Below are 17,358 nucleotides of genomic sequence, written 5' to 3'. Positions count from 1 at the left end.
ACCCAATTTGTTTCTGTGTACCCACCGAACTGTCCGATATTTTTTGCATTGGGAGTCCCGGTCATGTTGAGCGCATTTCAACTCGAAAATAACCGACTGACTCGGCTTGAAGCCGAAGAGTCACAGCCCCTCATTGATGCCGTATGGGTGGATCTGGTCGAGCCGGACGACGATGAACGCCTTCGCGTACAATCTGAACTGGGGCAAAGCCTGGCAACCCGCCCGGAACTGGAAGACATCGAAGCATCCGCGCGTTTTTTTGAAGACGAAGACGGTTTGCATATTCACTCCTTCTTCTTCTTTGAAGATGCGGAAGACCACGCGGGTAACTCCACCGTGGCGTTTACCATTCGCGACGGCCGTCTGTTTACCCTGCGCGAGCGCGAGCTGCCGGCATTTCGCCTCTACCGTATGCGCGCCCGCAGCCAGGCAATGGTGGACGGTAACGCTTACGAGCTGCTGCTCGATCTGTTCGAGACCAAAATTGAACAGCTGGCGGACGAAATTGAAAACATCTACAGCGATCTGGAAAAGCTTAGCCGCGTGATCATGGAAGGCCATCAGGGCGATGAATACGACGAAGCGCTCTCCACGCTGGCAGAGCTGGAAGATATCGGCTGGAAGGTGCGCTTGTGTCTGATGGATACCCAGCGCGCGCTGAACTTCCTGGTGCGCAAGGCGCGTCTGCCGGGCGGTCAGCTGGAGCAGGCGCGTGAGATCTTACGAGATATCGAATCCCTGCTGCCGCACAACGAATCTCTGTTCCAGAAGGTGAACTTCCTGATGCAGGCGGCGATGGGCTTTATCAACATCGAGCAGAACCGCATCATCAAGATCTTCTCGGTAGTGTCCGTGGTGTTCCTGCCGCCGACGCTGGTGGCGTCCAGCTACGGGATGAACTTTGAGTTTATGCCGGAGCTGAAATGGAGCTTTGGTTACCCGGGGGCGATTATCTTTATGATCCTCGCGGGGCTGGCGCCGTATCTGTACTTTAAGCGCCGGAACTGGCTGTAAAAATCTGGCGGGTGGCGCTGCGCTTACCCGCCTTACGATCGAATTCCCTCTCCCTGTGGGAGAGGGTTAGGGTTAGGGTAACATCACAGCCCTTTGCGCACCCTGCGCTGGGTATAAATCGCATCGGCAACGAAAATCGCCAGCGCCACCCAGATAAAGGCGAACGTTACCATCTTATCCGCCCCCGGCACCTCGCCGTAAAACACCACCGCCAGCAGGAACATCAGCGTCGGGCCAATGTACTGGAAGAAGCCCAGCGTGGAGAGACGCAGACGCGTCGCGGCACCGGTGAAGCACAGCAGTGGAATGGTGGTCACCACGCCCGCCGCCATCAGCATCAGGTTCAGCGACCACGGGTTGCTGCCCATATGGCTGGTGGCGCTGTCGGCGATGCCGAAGAGATAAATCGCCGCCACGGGCAGCAGCCACAGGGTTTCAAACAGCATTCCCGTCTGCGCTTCCACCGCAATCTTCTTACGCACCAGGCCGTAGAACGCAAAGCTGAACGCCAGGCCGAGGGCAATAATCGGCAGCGAGCCGAAGGTCCAGAGCTGCACCAGTACGCCGCAGAAGGCCAGAATCACCGCCACCCACTGCATCCGGCGGAAGCGCTCACCGAGGAAAATCATCCCCAGCACGATATTCACCAGCGGGTTAATGAAGTACCCCAGGCTCGCTTCGAGCATGTGATGATTATTCACCGCCCAGATAAACAGCAGCCAGTTGCCGCCAATCAGCACCGCTGAGAGCGCCAGCAGGAAAATCTTTTTCGGGGTTTGCAGCAGCGTTTTTACGCCCGACCACTGACGGCTGAGGCTCATCAGCGCAATCATAAAGAAGAATGACCAGATAACGCGGTGAGTCAGGATCTCATCGGCCGGAACGTAGGCGATAAGCTTGAAATACGCCGGGGCGATACCCCAAATAAAATAAGCGGCAAGGGCGAGTAAAACGCCCTGCCGCGTCTGTTTAGCATCCATCGGGAAAATCCGTTACAAAAAAGTGAATTAATTTTACCCGATTTTGCCGCCTCAACCCACCATATAAGTGGCGGTTGCGCTGGCGATATACACCTGTTCTTCGTTGTGTAATTCAACGCGCGCCACGGCAACTTTATTTCCCGCGCGCAGCAGGCTGCTGGTACAGGTAAAGCGATTTCCGCGCCCCGGGCGAAGATAGTCGACGCGCAAATCAATGGTGCCCATGCGCGCCAGACGCTGGCGGAGTTCGTCTTCGTTGATGGTGTCATGGCGGGTCAGCGTGCTGCCCACGCAGACCAGACCTGCCGCCACGTCCAGCGCGGAGGCAATCACGCCGCCGTGCAAAATGCTTTGCGCCCAGTTACCTACCATCATCGGCTGGTTGTTGAAGCTCAGCTGGGCAAAGTCTTTCTCGTAACGTTCCAGCTCCAGTCCCAGCGCGCGGTTAAACGGCATATGGTAAACAAAAATCTCGCCCACGAGTTTTAACACTTCTTCGGCGGTAAGCATGGCTGACATGAGGCATCACATCCTTATTGTTAACGAAATGTTGATTTTATGCCTCGGCAACAAGGAATTCCACTTTCAGAAACGAGGATGCAGCAGTTGTCGCAGAAGTCTGTAGAATGTTCGCCACATAACTATTCAGCTAATTTTACTCTTTTGCAGGAGAACACCACCGATGCGGACGTATCTGGCCTGGTTACTGGCGGCGGTTGCGCTGCCCCTCACAGCATATGCGCAGGAAGCGACGATTAAAGAGGTGCATGATAAACCTGCCGTTCACGGTAGCATTATCGCGAACCTTCTTCAGGAGCATGACAATCCGTTCACGCTCTATCCGTATGACACCAACTATGTGATTTATACCCAGACCAGCGATCTCAACAAAGAGGCGATAAGCTCCTATAACTGGTCTGATAATGCGCGTAAAGATGAGGTGAAGTTCCAGCTCAGCCTCGCGTTCCCGTTCTGGCGCGGTATTCTGGGGCCAAACTCGGTGCTCGGGGCGTCTTACACCCAGAAATCCTGGTGGCAGCTCTCTAACAGCGGAGAGTCCTCACCGTTCCGTGAAACCAACTATGAGCCGCAGCTGTTCCTCGGTTTTGCAACGGATTATGAGTTTGCGGGCTGGACGCTGCGTGACGTCGAAGTGGGCTTTAACCACGATTCCAACGGTCGCTCTGACCCGACATCCCGTAGCTGGAACCGTGCCTATACGCGCCTGATGGCGCAGAACGGTAACTGGATGGTGGAAGTGAAGCCGTGGTATGTGGTCGGCAGCACGGATGACAACCCGGAAATCACCAAATATATGGGCTACTACCAGCTTAAAGTCGGCTATCAGTTGGGTGATGCCGTGCTCAGCGCTAAAGGCCAGTACAACTGGAACACCGGCTACGGCGGTGCGGAAGTGGGCTTAAGCTATCCAATGACGAAGCATGTCCGCATCTATACTCAGGTGTACAGCGGTTACGGCGAGTCGCTTATCGATTACAACTTCAACCAGACCCGCGTCGGCGTGGGCGTGATGCTGAACGATATTCTCTAGGCTGTTCGAATGTTTTTGCGTTAAACGTTGAAGTTTCTCTCTCAGGCGCTGAAAATAGCGCCTGTTTCATTTCTGGCATATGGGGTTAACGTGGCGCAGGCGGAAGTATTGAATCAGGAGTCGCTGGCTAAACAGGTTTTGCATGAAACCTTTGGCTACCAGCAGTTCCGCCCTGGCCAGGAAACCATCATTGAAACGGTGCTGGAAGGTCGTGATTGCCTGGTGGTAATGCCGACCGGTGGCGGCAAGTCCCTCTGTTATCAGGTGCCCGCGCTGGTGCTTAACGGCCTGACGGTCGTGGTATCCCCTCTCATTTCTCTTATGAAAGACCAGGTTGACCAGCTGCTCGCCAACGGCGTGGCGGCAGCCTGTCTTAACTCCACGCAAACCCGGGAGCAGCAGCAAGAGGTGATGGCCGGTTGTCGCACCGGACAGATCCGCCTGCTGTATATCGCCCCGGAACGCCTGATGCTGGATAACTTCCTCGATCATCTCGCGCACTGGAACCCGGTGCTGCTGGCGGTGGATGAAGCGCACTGTATTTCCCAGTGGGGACACGATTTCCGCCCGGAATACGCCGCCCTCGGCCAGCTGCGTCAGCGCTTCCCCGAGCTGCCGTTTATGGCGCTTACCGCCACGGCAGATGACACCACGCGGCTGGATATCGTTCGCCTGCTCGGGCTGAACGACCCCTATATTCAGGTCAGCAGCTTCGACCGCCCAAACATCCGCTATATGCTGATGGAAAAGTTCAAGCCGCTGGATCAGCTCCTGCGCTACGTCCAGGAGCAGCGCGGCAAGTCCGGCATCATCTACTGCAACAGCCGTGCGAAGGTGGAAGACACCGCCGCGCGTCTGCAAAACCGCGGCTTTAGCGCCGCCGCCTATCACGCCGGGTTAGAGAATCACATCCGCGCCGACGTGCAGGAGAAATTCCAGCGTGACGACCTGCAGATCGTCGTCGCGACCGTGGCGTTCGGAATGGGCATCAACAAGCCGAACGTGCGCTTTGTGGTGCATTTCGACATCCCGCGCAATATCGAATCCTACTATCAGGAAACCGGCCGCGCCGGGCGTGACGGTCTGCCTGCGGAAGCGATGCTGTTTTACGATCCGGCCGATATGGCGTGGCTGCGCCGCTGTCTGGAAGAGAAGCCGCAAGGACAGCTGCAGGATATCGAGCGCCACAAGCTCAACGCGATGGGCGCGTTTGCCGAAGCGCAAACCTGCCGTCGTCTGGTGCTGCTCAACTACTTTGGTGAAGGGCGCCAGGAGCCGTGCGGCAACTGCGATATCTGCCTGGATCCGCCGAAACAGTACGATGGTTTGATGGACGCGCGTAAGGCGCTCTCGACCATTTACCGTGTGAATCAACGCTTCGGGATGGGCTACGTGGTGGAGGTGCTGCGCGGCGCCAATAACCAGCGTATCCGCGATATGGGCCACGACAAGCTGCCGGTCTACGGCATTGGCAAGGAGCAGAGCCACGAACACTGGGTGAGTATTATTCGCCAGCTGATCCACCTTGGCTTCGCCACGCAGAACATTGCCCAGCACTCCGCCCTGCAGCTGACCGAGGCGGCGCGCCCGGTCCTACGCGGTGACGTTGAGCTCAAGCTCGCCGTGCCGCGCGTCATCGCCCTGAAGCCACGCGTGATGCAGAAATCCTACGGCGGCAACTACGACCGCAAGCTGTTCGCCAAACTGCGCAAGCTGCGTAAAGCCATCGCCGACGAAGAAAATATTCCGCCTTACGTGGTGTTCAACGACGCGACGCTGATCGAGATGGCCGAACAGATGCCGCTCAGCGCCAGCGAGATGCTGAGCGTCAACGGCGTGGGAACACGCAAGCTGGAGCGCTTCGGTAAAGAGTTTATGGCGCTCATCCGCTCTCACGCCGACGGTGATGATGAGGAGTAGTCAGCCGGGCGAAAAAGTGCCAGGATGATGACTCACTAAATTATTTCCCCGCGAGCTAATTATGTTAATGCTATTTCTCACCGTGGCGTTAGTGCACATCGTTGCGCTGATGAGCCCCGGTCCGGACTTTTTCTTCGTATCACAAACGGCCGTCAGCCGCTCCCGCAAAGAGGCGATGATGGGCGTGCTCGGTATCACCATGGGCGTTATGGTCTGGGCGGCGGTCGCGCTGCTCGGTCTGAACCTTATCCTGGCGAAGATGGCCTGGCTGCATAACATCATTATGGTCGGCGGCGGTCTGTATCTGTGCTGGATGGGCTACCAGATGCTGCGCGGGGCGCTGAAGAAAGAAGAGAAAAAACCGGAAGAGCCAAAGGTGGAGCTGGCTACGGGCGGCCGCAGCTTTGTAAAAGGGCTGCTGACCAATCTGGCGAACCCGAAAGCCATTATCTATTTCGGCTCGGTGTTCTCGCTGTTTGTCGGCGATAGCGTCGGCGCGGGCGCACGCTGGGGAATTTTCCTGCTGATCGTCGTTGAAACCTTTGCCTGGTTTACTATCGTGGCCAGCCTGTTTGCCTTACCGGCGATGCGCCGCGGCTATCAGCGTATCGCGAAGTGGATTGACGGCTTCGCCGGCGCGCTGTTCGCCGGCTTCGGCATTCATCTCATCATTTCTCGCTAAGCGTGACGCGCTGACGCAAGCAGCGCGCCAACCAGCATAAACAGCGAGCCAAAGACTTTATTCAGGGCCTTCATCTGCTTAGGCCCTTTAATCCACGCCGCAATTCGCTGCGCCAGCGTCGCGTAACCAATCATCACGATGATATCGACGATAATAGTGGTCGCGCCCAGCACCACGTACTGCATCACCTGGGGCTGATGCGGAACGATAAACTGCGGGAACAGCGCGGCGAGGAAAACGATGCTCTTCGGGTTGGTCAGGTTGACGAACACCGCGCGCTTAAACAGATGGCCGCGGTTTTGCGTCTGAGCCAGCGTATTCAGGTTGATGGAGCCTGCCGCGCGCCACTGCTGGATGCCGAGCCAAATCAGATACGCTGCCCCGGCCCATTTCAGCACCTCAAAGGCCAGCACGGAGCGGGAGAACAGGGTCCCCAGACCGATCCCGACCAGCACAATATGAATGCCCAGCCCAGTCTGCAAACCGGCAATCGACGCCGCCGCACCGCGATAGCCGTGATTGATGGAGGTGGTCATGGTGTTAATAGCCCCCGAGCCCGGAGAAAGGCTGAGGATAATGGATGTCAGCAGGTAGGCGAACCACCATTCGAAGGTCATTTGAAACTCCCGAACCGTCTATTTTTATGCCACAATACGCTATTATTGAGTCATTTTGTGACCGGTGACGAAAAAAACGATATTCCCTGGATTACGTGAGTGGAAACCCAATGTTTCAGCAGAAAAAGGACTGGGAAACACGAGAAAACGCTTTTGCTGCTTTCTCTATGGGGCCGCTGACCGATTTCTGGCGGCAGCGTGAGGAAGATGAGTTTACGGGCGTCGGGGGCATCCCGGTGCGTTTCGTTCGTTTCCGAAATGAAAAAAATGACCGGGTGATTGTGGTCTGCCCCGGGCGTATTGAAAGCTACGTTAAATACGCCGAGCTGGCCTATGACCTGGTCCATATGGGGTTCGATGTCCTGATCATCGACCATCGTGGACAGGGGCTGTCCGGACGTATGCTGCCGGACACGCACCGTGGGCACGTCGATCGCTTCAGCGATTACGTCGACGATTTTGCCGCGTTCTGGCAGCAGGACGTTCAGCCCGGCCCCTGGCGCAAGCGGTATATTCTTGCGCACTCCATGGGCGGCGCCATTTCGACGCTGTTTTTGCAGCGTTATGCGCACGAGTGCGACGCCATTGCGCTCACCGCGCCGATGTACGGTATCGTGATCCGTTTTCCTGACTGGATGGTGCGCCATCTTCTTGACTGGGCTGAGGGCCATCAGCGCATTCGTGAAGGTTACGCCATTGGCACAGGACGCTGGCGCGCGCTGCCGTTCGCCATCAACGTCTTAACCCATAGCCGGCAGCGTTATCGCCGCAACCTGCGCTTTTATGCCGATGAACCGCGCTTGCGCGTCGGCGGCCCGACCTGGCACTGGGTGCGGGAGGGGATTCTGGCCGGTGAGCAGGTGCTGGCGGGCATAGGCGATGATGACACGCCGACGCTTCTGATCCAGGCGGAAGAAGAGCGTGTGGTGGATAACCGCATGCATGACCGCTATTGTGAACTGCGCGCTGCAGCCGGTCACCCTTGTGAAGGGGGTAAACCGCTGGTCATTAACGGCGCGTTCCATGAGATCCTTTTTGAAAAGGACGCTATGCGCTCAGTCGCGCTTAACGCCATTGTTGAATTTTTCAACAGGCATAATTGATTCTTGTTTTCCACCAGAGGTTGAAATCCCTATGTACCAGGTTGTTGCATCTGATTTAGATGGCACGCTGCTTTCCCCCGACCACACCCTGTCGCCTTACGCGAAAGAGACCTTAAAACTCCTGACTGCCCGTGGCGTGAACTTTGTGTTCGCCACCGGCCGCCACCACGTGGACGTGGGGCAGATCCGCGATAATCTTGAGATCAAATCGTACATGATCACCTCCAACGGTGCGCGCGTGCATGATACCGACGGCAACCTGATCTTTACCCACAATCTGGATCGCGATATTGCCGCCGATCTGTTCGGCGTGGTGCATGACAACCCGGCTATCGTTACTAACGTTTACCGCGACGACGACTGGTTTATGAACCGCCACCGCCCGGATGAAATGCGTTTCTTCAAGGAAGCGGTATTCAACTACTCCCTTTACGAACCGGGCCTGCTGGAGCCGGAAGGGATCAGCAAGGTGTTCTTCACCTGTGACAGCCACGAAGAGCTGCTCCCGCTGGAACAGGCGATCAACGCCCGCTGGGGCGATCGCGTCAACGTGAGCTTCTCAACCCTGACCTGTCTGGAAGTAATGGCGGGTGGCGTCTCCAAAGGTCACGCGCTGGAAGCGGTTGCGAAACGCCTGGGCTTCGGGCTGAAAGACTGTATCGCCTTCGGTGACGGCATGAACGACGCCGAGATGCTTTCGATGGCGGGCAAGGGCTGCATCATGCAGAACGCGCACCAGCGTCTGAAGGATCTGCACCCTGAGCTGGAAGTGATTGGTTCTAACGCTGACAACGCGGTACCGAAGTATCTGCGTAAACTGTTCCTTGAATAATCTTCATTCGGTTGTTTATTGCTCAGTTGTCAACTAAAGAGTTCGCTACAATGCCTGTCCTTCTTTCTGAGAGACAAGCATTGTGGCGCTACTCATTATCACCACTATCCTGTGGGCCTTCTCCTTTAGCCTGATTGGCGAATACCTTGCCGGTTCGGTCGACAGCTACTTCTCGGTGCTGATGCGCGTGGGGCTGGCGGCGCTGGTGTTCCTGCCGTTTCTGCGCACGCGCGGACAATCGCTGAAAACGATAGTGCTGTATATGCTGGTGGGAGCGATGCAGCTCGGCATCATGTATCTGTTCAGCTTCCGGGCCTACGTCTACCTGTCCGTCTCCGAATTCCTGCTCTTTACCGTGCTGACGCCGCTCTATATCACGCTGATTTACGACCTGCTCAGCAGACGCCGTCTGCGCTGGGGATACCTGCTGAGCGCGGCGCTGGCGGTGATCGGCGCGGCGATTATTCGCTACGACAAAGTGAGCGATCACTTCTGGACCGGGCTGATGTTCGTCCAGCTCGCCAACATCAGTTTCGCTATCGGCATGGTGGGCTACAAACGCCTGATGGAAACCCGCCCGATGCCGCAGCATAACGCGTTCGCATGGTTTTATATCGGCGCCGCGATTGTCGCGGTGGCGGCGTGGTTTATGCTCGGTAATCCGCAAAAGCTGCCGACCACCGCCGTGCAGTGGGGCGTTCTGGTCTGGCTGGGCGTAGTGGCGTCAGGGTTGGGATACTTCATGTGGAACTACGGCGCTACGCAGGTAGACGCCGGTACGCTGGGGATCATGAACAACGTGCATGTCCCGGCAGGGCTGCTGGTCAACCTCGCCATCTGGCAGCAACAGCCGCACTGGCCGAGCTTTATTATTGGGGGAGCGGTGATCCTGGCTTCGCTGTGGGTCCATCGCCGATGGGTCGCTCCGCGCTCCGCACAAACGGAAGATGGTCGCACGCGTGGTTCCGCGCTGAGCGAATAAACGCCTCCGTAATCGGCTGACGCTGCTCGCCATCGCGCACGGCGGCGTACAGTCGGCTCCACAGTCCTTCACCCAGGGTTTTGGTCTGCACCAGACCCTGGCGTTCAAAACTCTCCACCACCCAGTGCGGCAGCGCCGCGATACCCATTCTGGCCGCCACCATCTGAATCAGCAGCAGGGTGTTATCCACGCTTTTCAGCTGCGGACTGATGCCTGCCGGCTGCAGGAAGTGGCGCCAGATATCCAGACGACTGCGCTGGACCGGGTAAATCAGCAGCGTTTCTGTCGCCAGGTCTTCCGGCGTGATGCGCGTTTTGGCGGCCAGCGGGTGGTCCGGCGCCAGCACCAGGCGCACTTCATAATCAAACATCGGCGAATAGTGCAGGCCGCTGCGCGGCAGGATGTCAGAGGTCATGACCAGATCCAGCTCGCCCTGCTGCAGCGAGGGCTGCGGGTCGAACGTCACGCCGGATTTAAAGTCCATCTCCACCTGCGGCCATTTCTGGCGGAAGTTCTCAAGCGCGGGGGTCAGCCACTGAATACAGCTGTGGCACTCAATGGCGATGCGCAGTTTGGTCTGCTGCGGTTCGTTACACGCCTGCAGCGCGCTCGCGATTTGCGGCAGGACCTGATTCGCCAGCTGAAGGAGAATTTCACCCTGCGGCGTAAAGCGTAGCGGCTGGCTCTTACGCACAAAAAGACGGAAGCCGAGGCGTTGTTCCAGATCGCTGAACTGGTGAGAAAGGGCAGACTGGGTCTGGTGCAGCGTGGCCGCAGCCGCCGCGAGCGAACCGCAGTTCCGCAACGCTTGTAGCGTTTTCAGGTGTTTAATCTCGATCATGAAAGTCCTTCACTTCGCCATGAACATTTTGCGCTTGAGGAATATACAGTAACTGCCAATTATGGATGTGTAAACATCTGGACGGCTAAAATCCTTCGTCTTTTAAATTTATGGTGCGTTGGCTGCGTTTACTCACCCCGGTCACTTACTCATGTAAGCTCCCGGGGATGAGCAAACTTGCCGCCTTCCCTAAATTCAAAATCCAAAGGATTTACAATTAATTAGAGGAAGAAAAACATGACAATCCGCAATCACACTCTCGGTTTCCCTCGCGTCGGCCTGCGTCGCGAGCTGAAAAAAGCGCAAGAAAGCTACTGGGCGGGTAATACCACCCGCGAAGAGCTGCTGGCGGTAGGACGCGAGCTGCGCGCCCGCCACTGGGATCAGCAAAAACAGGCGGGCATTGACCTGCTGCCGGTGGGCGATTTCGCCTGGTACGACCATGTTCTGACGACCAGCCTGATGCTTGGCAACGTGCCGGCTCGTCATCAGAACAAAGATGGATCGGTAGATATCGATACTCTGTTCCGCATCGGCCGTGGCCGCGCGCCAACGGGGGAGCCAGCGGCAGCGGCGGAAATGACCAAGTGGTTTAACACCAACTATCACTATATGGTGCCGGAATTCGTCAAAGGCCAGCAGTTCAGGCTGGCCTGGACGGAGCTTCTGGACGAAGTGGATGAAGCGCTGGCGCTGGGCCACCAGGTGAAGCCGGTGCTGCTCGGGCCGGTAACGTACCTGTGGCTGGGCAAAGTAAAGGGCGAGCCGTTTGACCGACTCAGCCTGCTGAAGGATATTCTGCCGGTCTACAAACAGGTGCTGAGTGAGCTGGGCAAACGCGGCATTCAGTGGGTGCAAATCGACGAACCGGCGCTGGTGCTTGAGCTGCCGCAGGATTGGCTCGATGCCTTCAAACCGGCGTATGACGCGCTCACCGGTCAGGTAAAACTCCTGCTGACGACCTATTTTGAAGGCGTGACGCCGAACCTGAAGACCATTACCGCGCTGCCGGTTCAAGGCCTGCACGTTGATCTCGTACACGGTAAAGACGATGTCGCGGAACTGCACAAGCGCCTGCCAGCGGACTGGCTGCTCTCTGCCGGGCTGATCAATGGCCGTAACGTCTGGCGCGCCGATCTCACCGAGAAATACGCACAAATCAAAGACATCGTCGACAAACGTGAGCTGTGGGTGGCCTCATCTTGTTCCCTGCTGCACAGTCCGATCGATCTGAGCGTGGAAACCCGTCTCGACCCTGAAGTAAAAAGCTGGTTTGCCTTCGCGCTGCAAAAATGTGAAGAGCTGACCCTGCTGCGCGACGCGCTGAACAGCGGCGACACGGCGGCAATTACCGAATGGAGCGCCCCGATCCAGGCGCGTCGTCACTCGGCACGCGTGCACAACCCGGCGGTGGAAAAACGCCTGGCGGCCATCACCGCCCGGGACAGCCAGCGTCAGAGCCCGTACGAGGTGCGCGCTGAAGCGCAGCGCGCCCGCTTCAATCTGCCCGCGTGGCCAACAACGACGATCGGTTCTTTCCCGCAAACTACGGAGATCCGCGGCCTGCGCCTGGACTTTAAAAAGGGCAATCTGGATGCGAATCACTACCGCACCGGCATCGCGGAACACATCAAGCAGGCGATTATCGAGCAGGAGCGCCTGGGGCTGGACGTGCTGGTGCACGGCGAGGCCGAGCGTAACGACATGGTGGAATACTTCGGCGAGCACCTGGACGGCTTCGTCTTTACCCAGAACGGCTGGGTGCAGAGCTACGGCTCCCGCTGCGTCAAGCCGCCGGTGGTTATCGGTGACGTCAGCCGCCCGGAAGCGATCACCGTGGAGTGGGCGAAGTATGCCCAGTCCCTGACCGACAAGCCGGTAAAAGGGATGCTGACCGGTCCGGTGACCATTCTCTGCTGGTCGTTCCCGCGTGAAGACGTGACCCGTGAAACCATCGCCAAACAGATTGCCCTGGCGCTGCGTGATGAAGTGGCGGATCTGGAAGCGGCAGGCATTGGCATTATCCAGATTGACGAGCCCGCTCTGCGCGAAGGCCTGCCGCTGCGCCGCAGCGACTGGGATGCCTACCTGCAGTGGGGCGTGGAGGCGTTCCGCATCAACGCTGCGGTGGCGAAGGATGACACCCAGATCCACACCCACATGTGTTACTGCGAATTTAACGACATCATGGATTCGATTGCCGCGCTGGACGCCGACGTGATCACCATCGAGACCTCGCGTTCAGACATGGAGCTGCTGGAGTCGTTTGAAGAGTTCGACTACCCGAATGAAATCGGGCCGGGCGTGTACGACATTCACTCCCCGAACGTGCCGAGCGTGGAGTGGATTGAAGCCCTGCTGAAAAAAGCGGCCCAGCGCATTCCGTCAGAACGCCTGTGGGTGAACCCGGACTGCGGACTGAAAACCCGCGGCTGGCCGGAGACGCGCGCGGCGCTGGCGAACATGGTGAAGGCGGCGCAGAACCTGCGTCAGGCGTAGCGGTGCTGGATTGCCGGGTGGCGACAACGCTTACCCGGCCTACCTGTTGGCCCGGTAAGGCATAGCCGCCACCGGGCTTTTTTATTACGCTTTCTTACCGCCGTACTGGCTAAACCACGCCAGCATTCTCTGCCAGCCATCTTTGGCTGATTCTGCGTGATAGCTCGGACGATAATCGGCATTAAACGCGTGCCCGGCATCCGGGTACACCACAATCTCCGCCTTCGCATTTGCCGCGCGGAGCGCATGGCGCATGGTCTCTACCGAATCCAGCGAAATGCCGGTGTCCTGACCGCCGTAAAGCCCTAACACGGGGGCATTTAACTCGGTGGCGATATCGACGGGATGTTTCGGTGAATTCAGCGTTTTTTCACCCACCAGTTTGCCGTACCAGGCGACAGCGGCTTTGAGCTGCGGGTTATGCGCGGCATACAGCCAGCTAATGCGTCCACCCCAGCAGAAACCGGTGACCAGAAGACGATGCGGATCGCCGCCGTTGCGCGCCGCCCAGCTGGCGACGTGGTCGAGATCGGCCAGCACCTGCGCGTCCGGGACTTTGCTGACCAGGTTGCTGAGCAATGTTGGAATATCGCTGTAGTCGTTCGGATCGCCCTGACGGAAGTAGAGCTCTGGCGCAACGGCCAGATACCCTTCCAGCGCCAGCCGGCGGCAGAGATCGCGAATGTGTTCGTGAACACCGAAAATTTCCTGTACCACGATCACGATGGGCAGCGGGCCGTCCGCCGATTTTGGCCGTGCGTGGTAAGCAGGCATGTTCTCTCCCTGCGTGGGAATGGAGGTCTCACCCGCGGTAATTGCCGCTTCTGGCGTCGACACGATGGTTGAAGCATGTGGGGCCGCAGCAGGTGCAAAACCGGTTTTTTCAGTCATGGCATTCTCCGTACCAATGAGTTAGCGCAAAGGTAAATATAGACACCAGGTTAACAACTCACAGTGCCTTAAACGGTCTATCTTTTGTGCAGCACCTGGCGATATAACTTGTTAATGTGATGTAAATCACTTTTTTATGGAAATTCAATGTAATCATTTTCATTCATGGTGAGGTATGTCACGAAAATATGCTTACTGCTTCTGTAAAGTACCGTTTTACTTCTTCTGACTAACCGACCCACAGAGGAGTCACCTATGTCTAAGTCTGATGTTTTTCATCTCGGCCTCACCAAAAACGATTTACAAGGGGCTACGCTCGCTATCGTCCCTGGCGATCCTGAGCGTGTGGAAAAGATCGCCGCGCTGATGGATAAGCCGGTCAAGCTGGCTGCCCATCGTGAGTTCACCACCTGGCGCGCAGAGCTGGATGGCAAAGCGGTGATCGTGTGCTCTACCGGTATCGGTGGTCCGTCTACGTCTATTGCTGTTGAAGAGCTGGCACAGCTGGGCATCCGTACTTTCCTGCGTATCGGCACCACCGGCGCTATCCAGCCGCACATCAACGTGGGTGACGTGCTGGTCACGACCGCGTCCGTTCGTCTGGACGGCGCAAGCCTGCACTTTGCACCGATGGAATTCCCGGCAGTGGCTGATTTCGAATGCACCACCGCGCTGGTTGAAGCCGCAAAATCCGTAGGCGCAACCACTCACGTGGGCGTAACCGCCTCTTCCGACACCTTCTACCCGGGTCAGGAACGTTACGACACCTTCTCAGGCCGCGTGGTAAGCCGTTTCAAAGGCTCAATGGAAGAGTGGCAGTCAATGGGCGTGATGAACTACGAAATGGAATCCGCAACGCTGCTGACCATGTGCGCAAGCCAGGGTCTGCGTGCCGGTATGGTGGCGGGCGTTATCGTCAACCGCACCCAGCAGGAGATCCCGAACGCCGAAACCATGAAGCAGACCGAAAGTCATGCGGTGAAAATCGTGGTGGAAGCCGCGCGTCGCCTGATCTAATCCTCTCTTCTGAAATCAAAGGCCGACGCGTTCGGCCTTTATTTTTTGCGTAGCGCCTCGCAGGAAAACCCTTTCAAACTGGACGTTTATACAGCACAATTCTATTTTGTGCGGGTAATACGTTGATGCAGGGGGCATTGTGGATATCTCGATCCTGATTTACGCGGTGATTGCGGTGGCGGGCGTGGCGATAGGCTGGCTCATTTCCAGCTATCAGCATGCACAGCAGAAGGCCGACCAGCTGGCAGAGCGCGAAGAGATAGTCGCTGAATTAAGTGCGGCAAAGCAGCAGCTTGCCCTGAGCGAACACTGGCGAGAGGAGTGCGAGCTGCTCAACAACGAGCTGCGCAACCTGCGAGATATCAACACCTCGCTGGAGGCCGATCTCCGCGAAGTCACTACCCGTCTTGAATCCACCCAGCTGCATGCGGAAGACAAAATCCGCCAGATGATCAACAGCGAGCAGCGCCTCAGCGAACAGTTTGAGAACCTCGCCAACCGAATTTTTGAGCACAGCAACCGCCGCGTTGACGAACAGAACCGCCAGAGCCTCAACAGCCTGCTGACGCCGCTGCGCGAACAGCTGGACGGTTTTCGCCGTCAGGTGCAGGACAGCTTTGGTCAGGAAGCCCGCGAGCGACACACGCTGGCGCATGAGATTCGCAATCTCCAGCAGCTGAATGCGCAAATGGCGCAGGAAGCGGTCAACCTGACCCGCGCGCTGAAAGGGGATAACAAAACCCAGGGCAACTGGGGAGAAGTGGTGCTGACCCGCGTGCTGGAGGCCTCTGGTCTGCGGGAGGGGTATGAATACGAAACACAGGTGAGTATTGAAAACGATGCCCGCTCGCGAATGCAGCCGGATGTGATCGTGCGGCTGCCGCAGGGTAAAGATGTGGTGATTGACGCCAAAATGACGCTGGTGGCGTATGAACGCTACTTTAATGCGGACGATGATTACACGCGCGAGTCTGCGCTGCAGGAGCACATTGCCTCCGTGCGTAATCATATTCGCCTGCTTGGCAGAAAAGACTACCAGCAGCTGCCGGGTCTGCGCTCGCTGGACTATGTCCTGATGTTCATCCCGGTAGAACCCGCGTTCCTGCTGGCACTCGACAGACAGCCCGAGCTTATCACCGAAGCGCTCAAAAATAACATTATGCTGGTCAGCCCCACCACGCTGCTGGTGGCGTTACGCACCATTGCGAACCTGTGGCGCTATGAGCACCAGAGCCGCAACGCTCAGCAGATTGCCGATCGTGCCAGCAAGCTTTACGACAAAATGCGCCTCTTCGTGGACGACATGTCTTCAGTCGGGCAGAGCCTGGATCGTGCGCAGGATAACTACCGCCAGGCGATGAAAAAACTCGCCTCCGGACGTGGCAATCTGCTGGCACAGGCCGAATCATTCCGTAGCCTGGGGGTTGAGGTTAAACGCGAGATTAATCCGGAATTGGTCGAACAGGCCACCGCCCAGGACGACGAGTTTCGCCTGCGAGAAGGTGCGGACGAACAAAATACAAACAGTGAAGACAATACGTTAGCGGCGGATTTATCACCAGACGAGACTCCAGCGCGTTTCTTTCGCGGTGGTTGAAACGTAGGGCAAACGCGCCCAATCTGTTACACTTCACGAACATTTTACTGATAAGCAGGCTCTGAGATGGCTGACGATTCACAAGACACAACGCACTTTGGCTTTCAGACTGTTGCCAAAGCGCAAAAAGCTGACATGGTGGCCCACGTATTTCATTCCGTGGCGGCGAAGTACGATGTGATGAATGACCTGATGTCGTTCGGCATTCATCGCTTGTGGAAGCGCTTCACCATTGACTGCAGCGGCGTACGTCGTGGACAAACGGTGCTGGATTTAGCCGGTGGTACGGGCGATTTAACCGCGAAATTCTCCCGTCTGGTGGGCGAAACCGGTCGCGTTGTTCTCGCCGATATTAATGACTCCATGCTGAAAATGGGACGCGAAAAGCTGCGTAATATTGGCGTGGTGGGGAATGTGGAGTATGTGCAGGCAAACGCCGAAGCGCTGCCATTCCCGGACAATACCTTTGACTGCATCACGATCTCTTTCGGTCTGCGTAACGTGACCGATAAAGAAAAAGCGCTGCGCTCTATGTACCGCGTGCTGAAGCCGGGTGGACGTCTGCTGGTGCTCGAGTTCTCTAAACCGATCATTGAGCCGCTGAGCAAAGCCTACGACGCCTATTCCTTCCACGTGCTGCCGCGCATTGGTGAGCTGGTGGCTAACGACGCTGAAAGCTACCGCTATCTGGCGGAGTCTATCCGTATGCACCCGGATCAGGACACATTAAAAGCCATGATGCAGGACGCGGAATTTGAGAACGTTGAATATTTCAACCTGACGGCGGGTGTCGTCGCGCTGCATCGCGGTTACAAATTCTGAGTGGAGGTG

16 protein-coding genes are annotated in these 17,358 nt (G+C 57.1%); 11 read left to right on the top strand and 5 right to left on the bottom strand.

Going from position 1 to position 17,358, the window contains the following annotated elements; all coding sequences use genetic code 11:
- Positions 1-63 precede the first annotated feature (63 nt).
- Positions 64-1,014, top strand: a complete 951-nt coding sequence (gene corA, locus ADJ24_RS20990; protein ID WP_008501540.1) for a magnesium/cobalt transporter CorA — start codon at positions 64-66, stop codon at positions 1,012-1,014.
- Between the two features lie 83 nt (positions 1,015-1,097).
- On the opposite strand, the gene rarD is transcribed toward corA, so the two are convergent.
- Both rarD and yigI read right to left on the bottom strand, forming a co-directional pair.
- Positions 1,098-1,994, bottom strand: a complete 897-nt coding sequence (rarD, locus tag ADJ24_RS20985; protein WP_023309622.1) for an EamA family transporter RarD — start codon at positions 1,992-1,994, stop codon at positions 1,098-1,100.
- A 51-nt stretch (positions 1,995-2,045) separates the two neighbouring features.
- Positions 2,046-2,513, bottom strand: coding sequence for an acyl-CoA thioesterase YigI (gene yigI, locus ADJ24_RS20980; RefSeq protein ID WP_008501538.1), 468 nt, complete (start codon positions 2,511-2,513; stop codon positions 2,046-2,048).
- 163 nt (positions 2,514-2,676) lie between these two features.
- Between yigI and pldA the strand changes: the two genes are divergently transcribed.
- From pldA to rhtC, 3 genes are all read left to right on the top strand, one after another.
- The gene (gene pldA / locus ADJ24_RS20975; RefSeq protein ID WP_023309621.1) at positions 2,677-3,546 is read left to right on the top strand and encodes a phospholipase A; all 870 of its coding nucleotides are present in this window, start codon (positions 2,677-2,679) and stop codon (positions 3,544-3,546) included.
- Positions 3,547-3,636: 90 nt separating this feature from the next.
- Positions 3,637-5,466 (top strand): ATP-dependent DNA helicase RecQ, encoded by a 1,830-nt coding sequence (recQ, locus tag ADJ24_RS20970; RefSeq protein WP_029741834.1) that lies wholly within the window; start codon positions 3,637-3,639, stop codon positions 5,464-5,466.
- Between the two features lie 61 nt (positions 5,467-5,527).
- Entirely contained in the window at positions 5,528-6,148 is a 621-nt protein-coding gene (gene rhtC, locus ADJ24_RS20965; protein WP_010426287.1) for a threonine export protein RhtC, read from the top strand.
- On the opposite strand, the gene rhtB is transcribed toward rhtC, so the two are convergent.
- Positions 6,145-6,765, bottom strand: coding sequence for a homoserine/homoserine lactone efflux protein (gene rhtB, locus ADJ24_RS20960; RefSeq protein ID WP_008501533.1), 621 nt, complete (start codon positions 6,763-6,765; stop codon positions 6,145-6,147). The two genes, rhtC and rhtB, sit on opposite strands and share 4 nt — an antisense overlap.
- Positions 6,766-6,875: 110 nt before the next feature.
- Between rhtB and pldB the strand changes: the two genes are divergently transcribed.
- The 3 genes from pldB to ADJ24_RS20945 all read left to right on the top strand — a co-directional run bounded on the left by pldB (position 6,876) and on the right by ADJ24_RS20945 (position 9,682).
- Positions 6,876-7,868 (top strand): lysophospholipase L2, encoded by a 993-nt coding sequence (gene pldB, locus ADJ24_RS20955; protein WP_023309619.1) that lies wholly within the window; start codon positions 6,876-6,878, stop codon positions 7,866-7,868.
- Between the two features lie 31 nt (positions 7,869-7,899).
- Entirely contained in the window at positions 7,900-8,700 is an 801-nt protein-coding gene (yigL, locus tag ADJ24_RS20950; RefSeq protein ID WP_023309618.1) for a sugar/pyridoxal phosphate phosphatase YigL, read from the top strand.
- Between the two features lie 82 nt (positions 8,701-8,782).
- Positions 8,783-9,682: a carboxylate/amino acid/amine transporter gene (locus tag ADJ24_RS20945; protein WP_023309617.1), complete on the top strand. Its 900-nt coding sequence runs from the start codon at positions 8,783-8,785 to the stop codon at positions 9,680-9,682.
- Here the strand turns inward: ADJ24_RS20945 and metR are convergent.
- Positions 9,570-10,523, bottom strand: coding sequence for an HTH-type transcriptional regulator MetR (gene metR / locus ADJ24_RS23660; RefSeq protein WP_023309616.1), 954 nt, complete (start codon positions 10,521-10,523; stop codon positions 9,570-9,572). The genes ADJ24_RS20945 and metR overlap by 113 nt on opposite strands.
- 237 nt (positions 10,524-10,760) lie before the next feature.
- Between metR and metE the strand changes: the two genes are divergently transcribed.
- Complete coding sequence (gene metE, locus ADJ24_RS20930; RefSeq protein ID WP_023309615.1) at positions 10,761-13,022, top strand: 5-methyltetrahydropteroyltriglutamate--homocysteine S-methyltransferase; 2,262 nt, start codon at positions 10,761-10,763, stop codon at positions 13,020-13,022.
- 84 nt (positions 13,023-13,106) lie between these two features.
- Here the strand turns inward: metE and ADJ24_RS20925 are convergent, their stop codons facing one another.
- Positions 13,107-13,913: a dienelactone hydrolase family protein gene (locus tag ADJ24_RS20925; RefSeq protein WP_023309614.1), complete on the bottom strand. Its 807-nt coding sequence runs from the start codon at positions 13,911-13,913 to the stop codon at positions 13,107-13,109.
- A gap of 255 nt (positions 13,914-14,168) precedes the next feature.
- On the opposite strand from ADJ24_RS20925, the gene udp reads away from it, so the two are divergent.
- The 3 genes from udp (at position 14,169) to ubiE (ending at position 17,349) form a co-directional block, all read left to right on the top strand.
- Positions 14,169-14,930 carry a uridine phosphorylase gene (gene udp, locus ADJ24_RS20920; protein ID WP_003860792.1) on the top strand — a complete coding sequence of 254 codons (762 nt, stop codon included), beginning with the start codon at positions 14,169-14,171 and terminating at the stop codon, positions 14,928-14,930.
- Between the two features lie 139 nt (positions 14,931-15,069).
- Positions 15,070-16,527, top strand: a complete 1,458-nt coding sequence (rmuC, locus tag ADJ24_RS20915; RefSeq protein WP_023309613.1) for a DNA recombination protein RmuC — start codon at positions 15,070-15,072, stop codon at positions 16,525-16,527.
- Positions 16,528-16,593: 66 nt separating this feature from the next.
- Entirely contained in the window at positions 16,594-17,349 is a 756-nt protein-coding gene (ubiE, locus tag ADJ24_RS20910) for a bifunctional demethylmenaquinone methyltransferase/2-methoxy-6-polyprenyl-1,4-benzoquinol methylase UbiE (RefSeq protein ID WP_023309612.1), read from the top strand.
- Positions 17,350-17,358 lie beyond the last annotated feature (9 nt).

The sequence above is a fragment of the Enterobacter sp. 940_PEND genome, from assembly GCF_001059415.1.
Classification (GTDB): domain Bacteria; phylum Pseudomonadota; class Gammaproteobacteria; order Enterobacterales; family Enterobacteriaceae; genus Enterobacter; species Enterobacter cloacae_M.
Note: the sequence above shows the minus strand (reverse complement) of the source record. Positions and strands in the feature narration are given on the sequence as shown.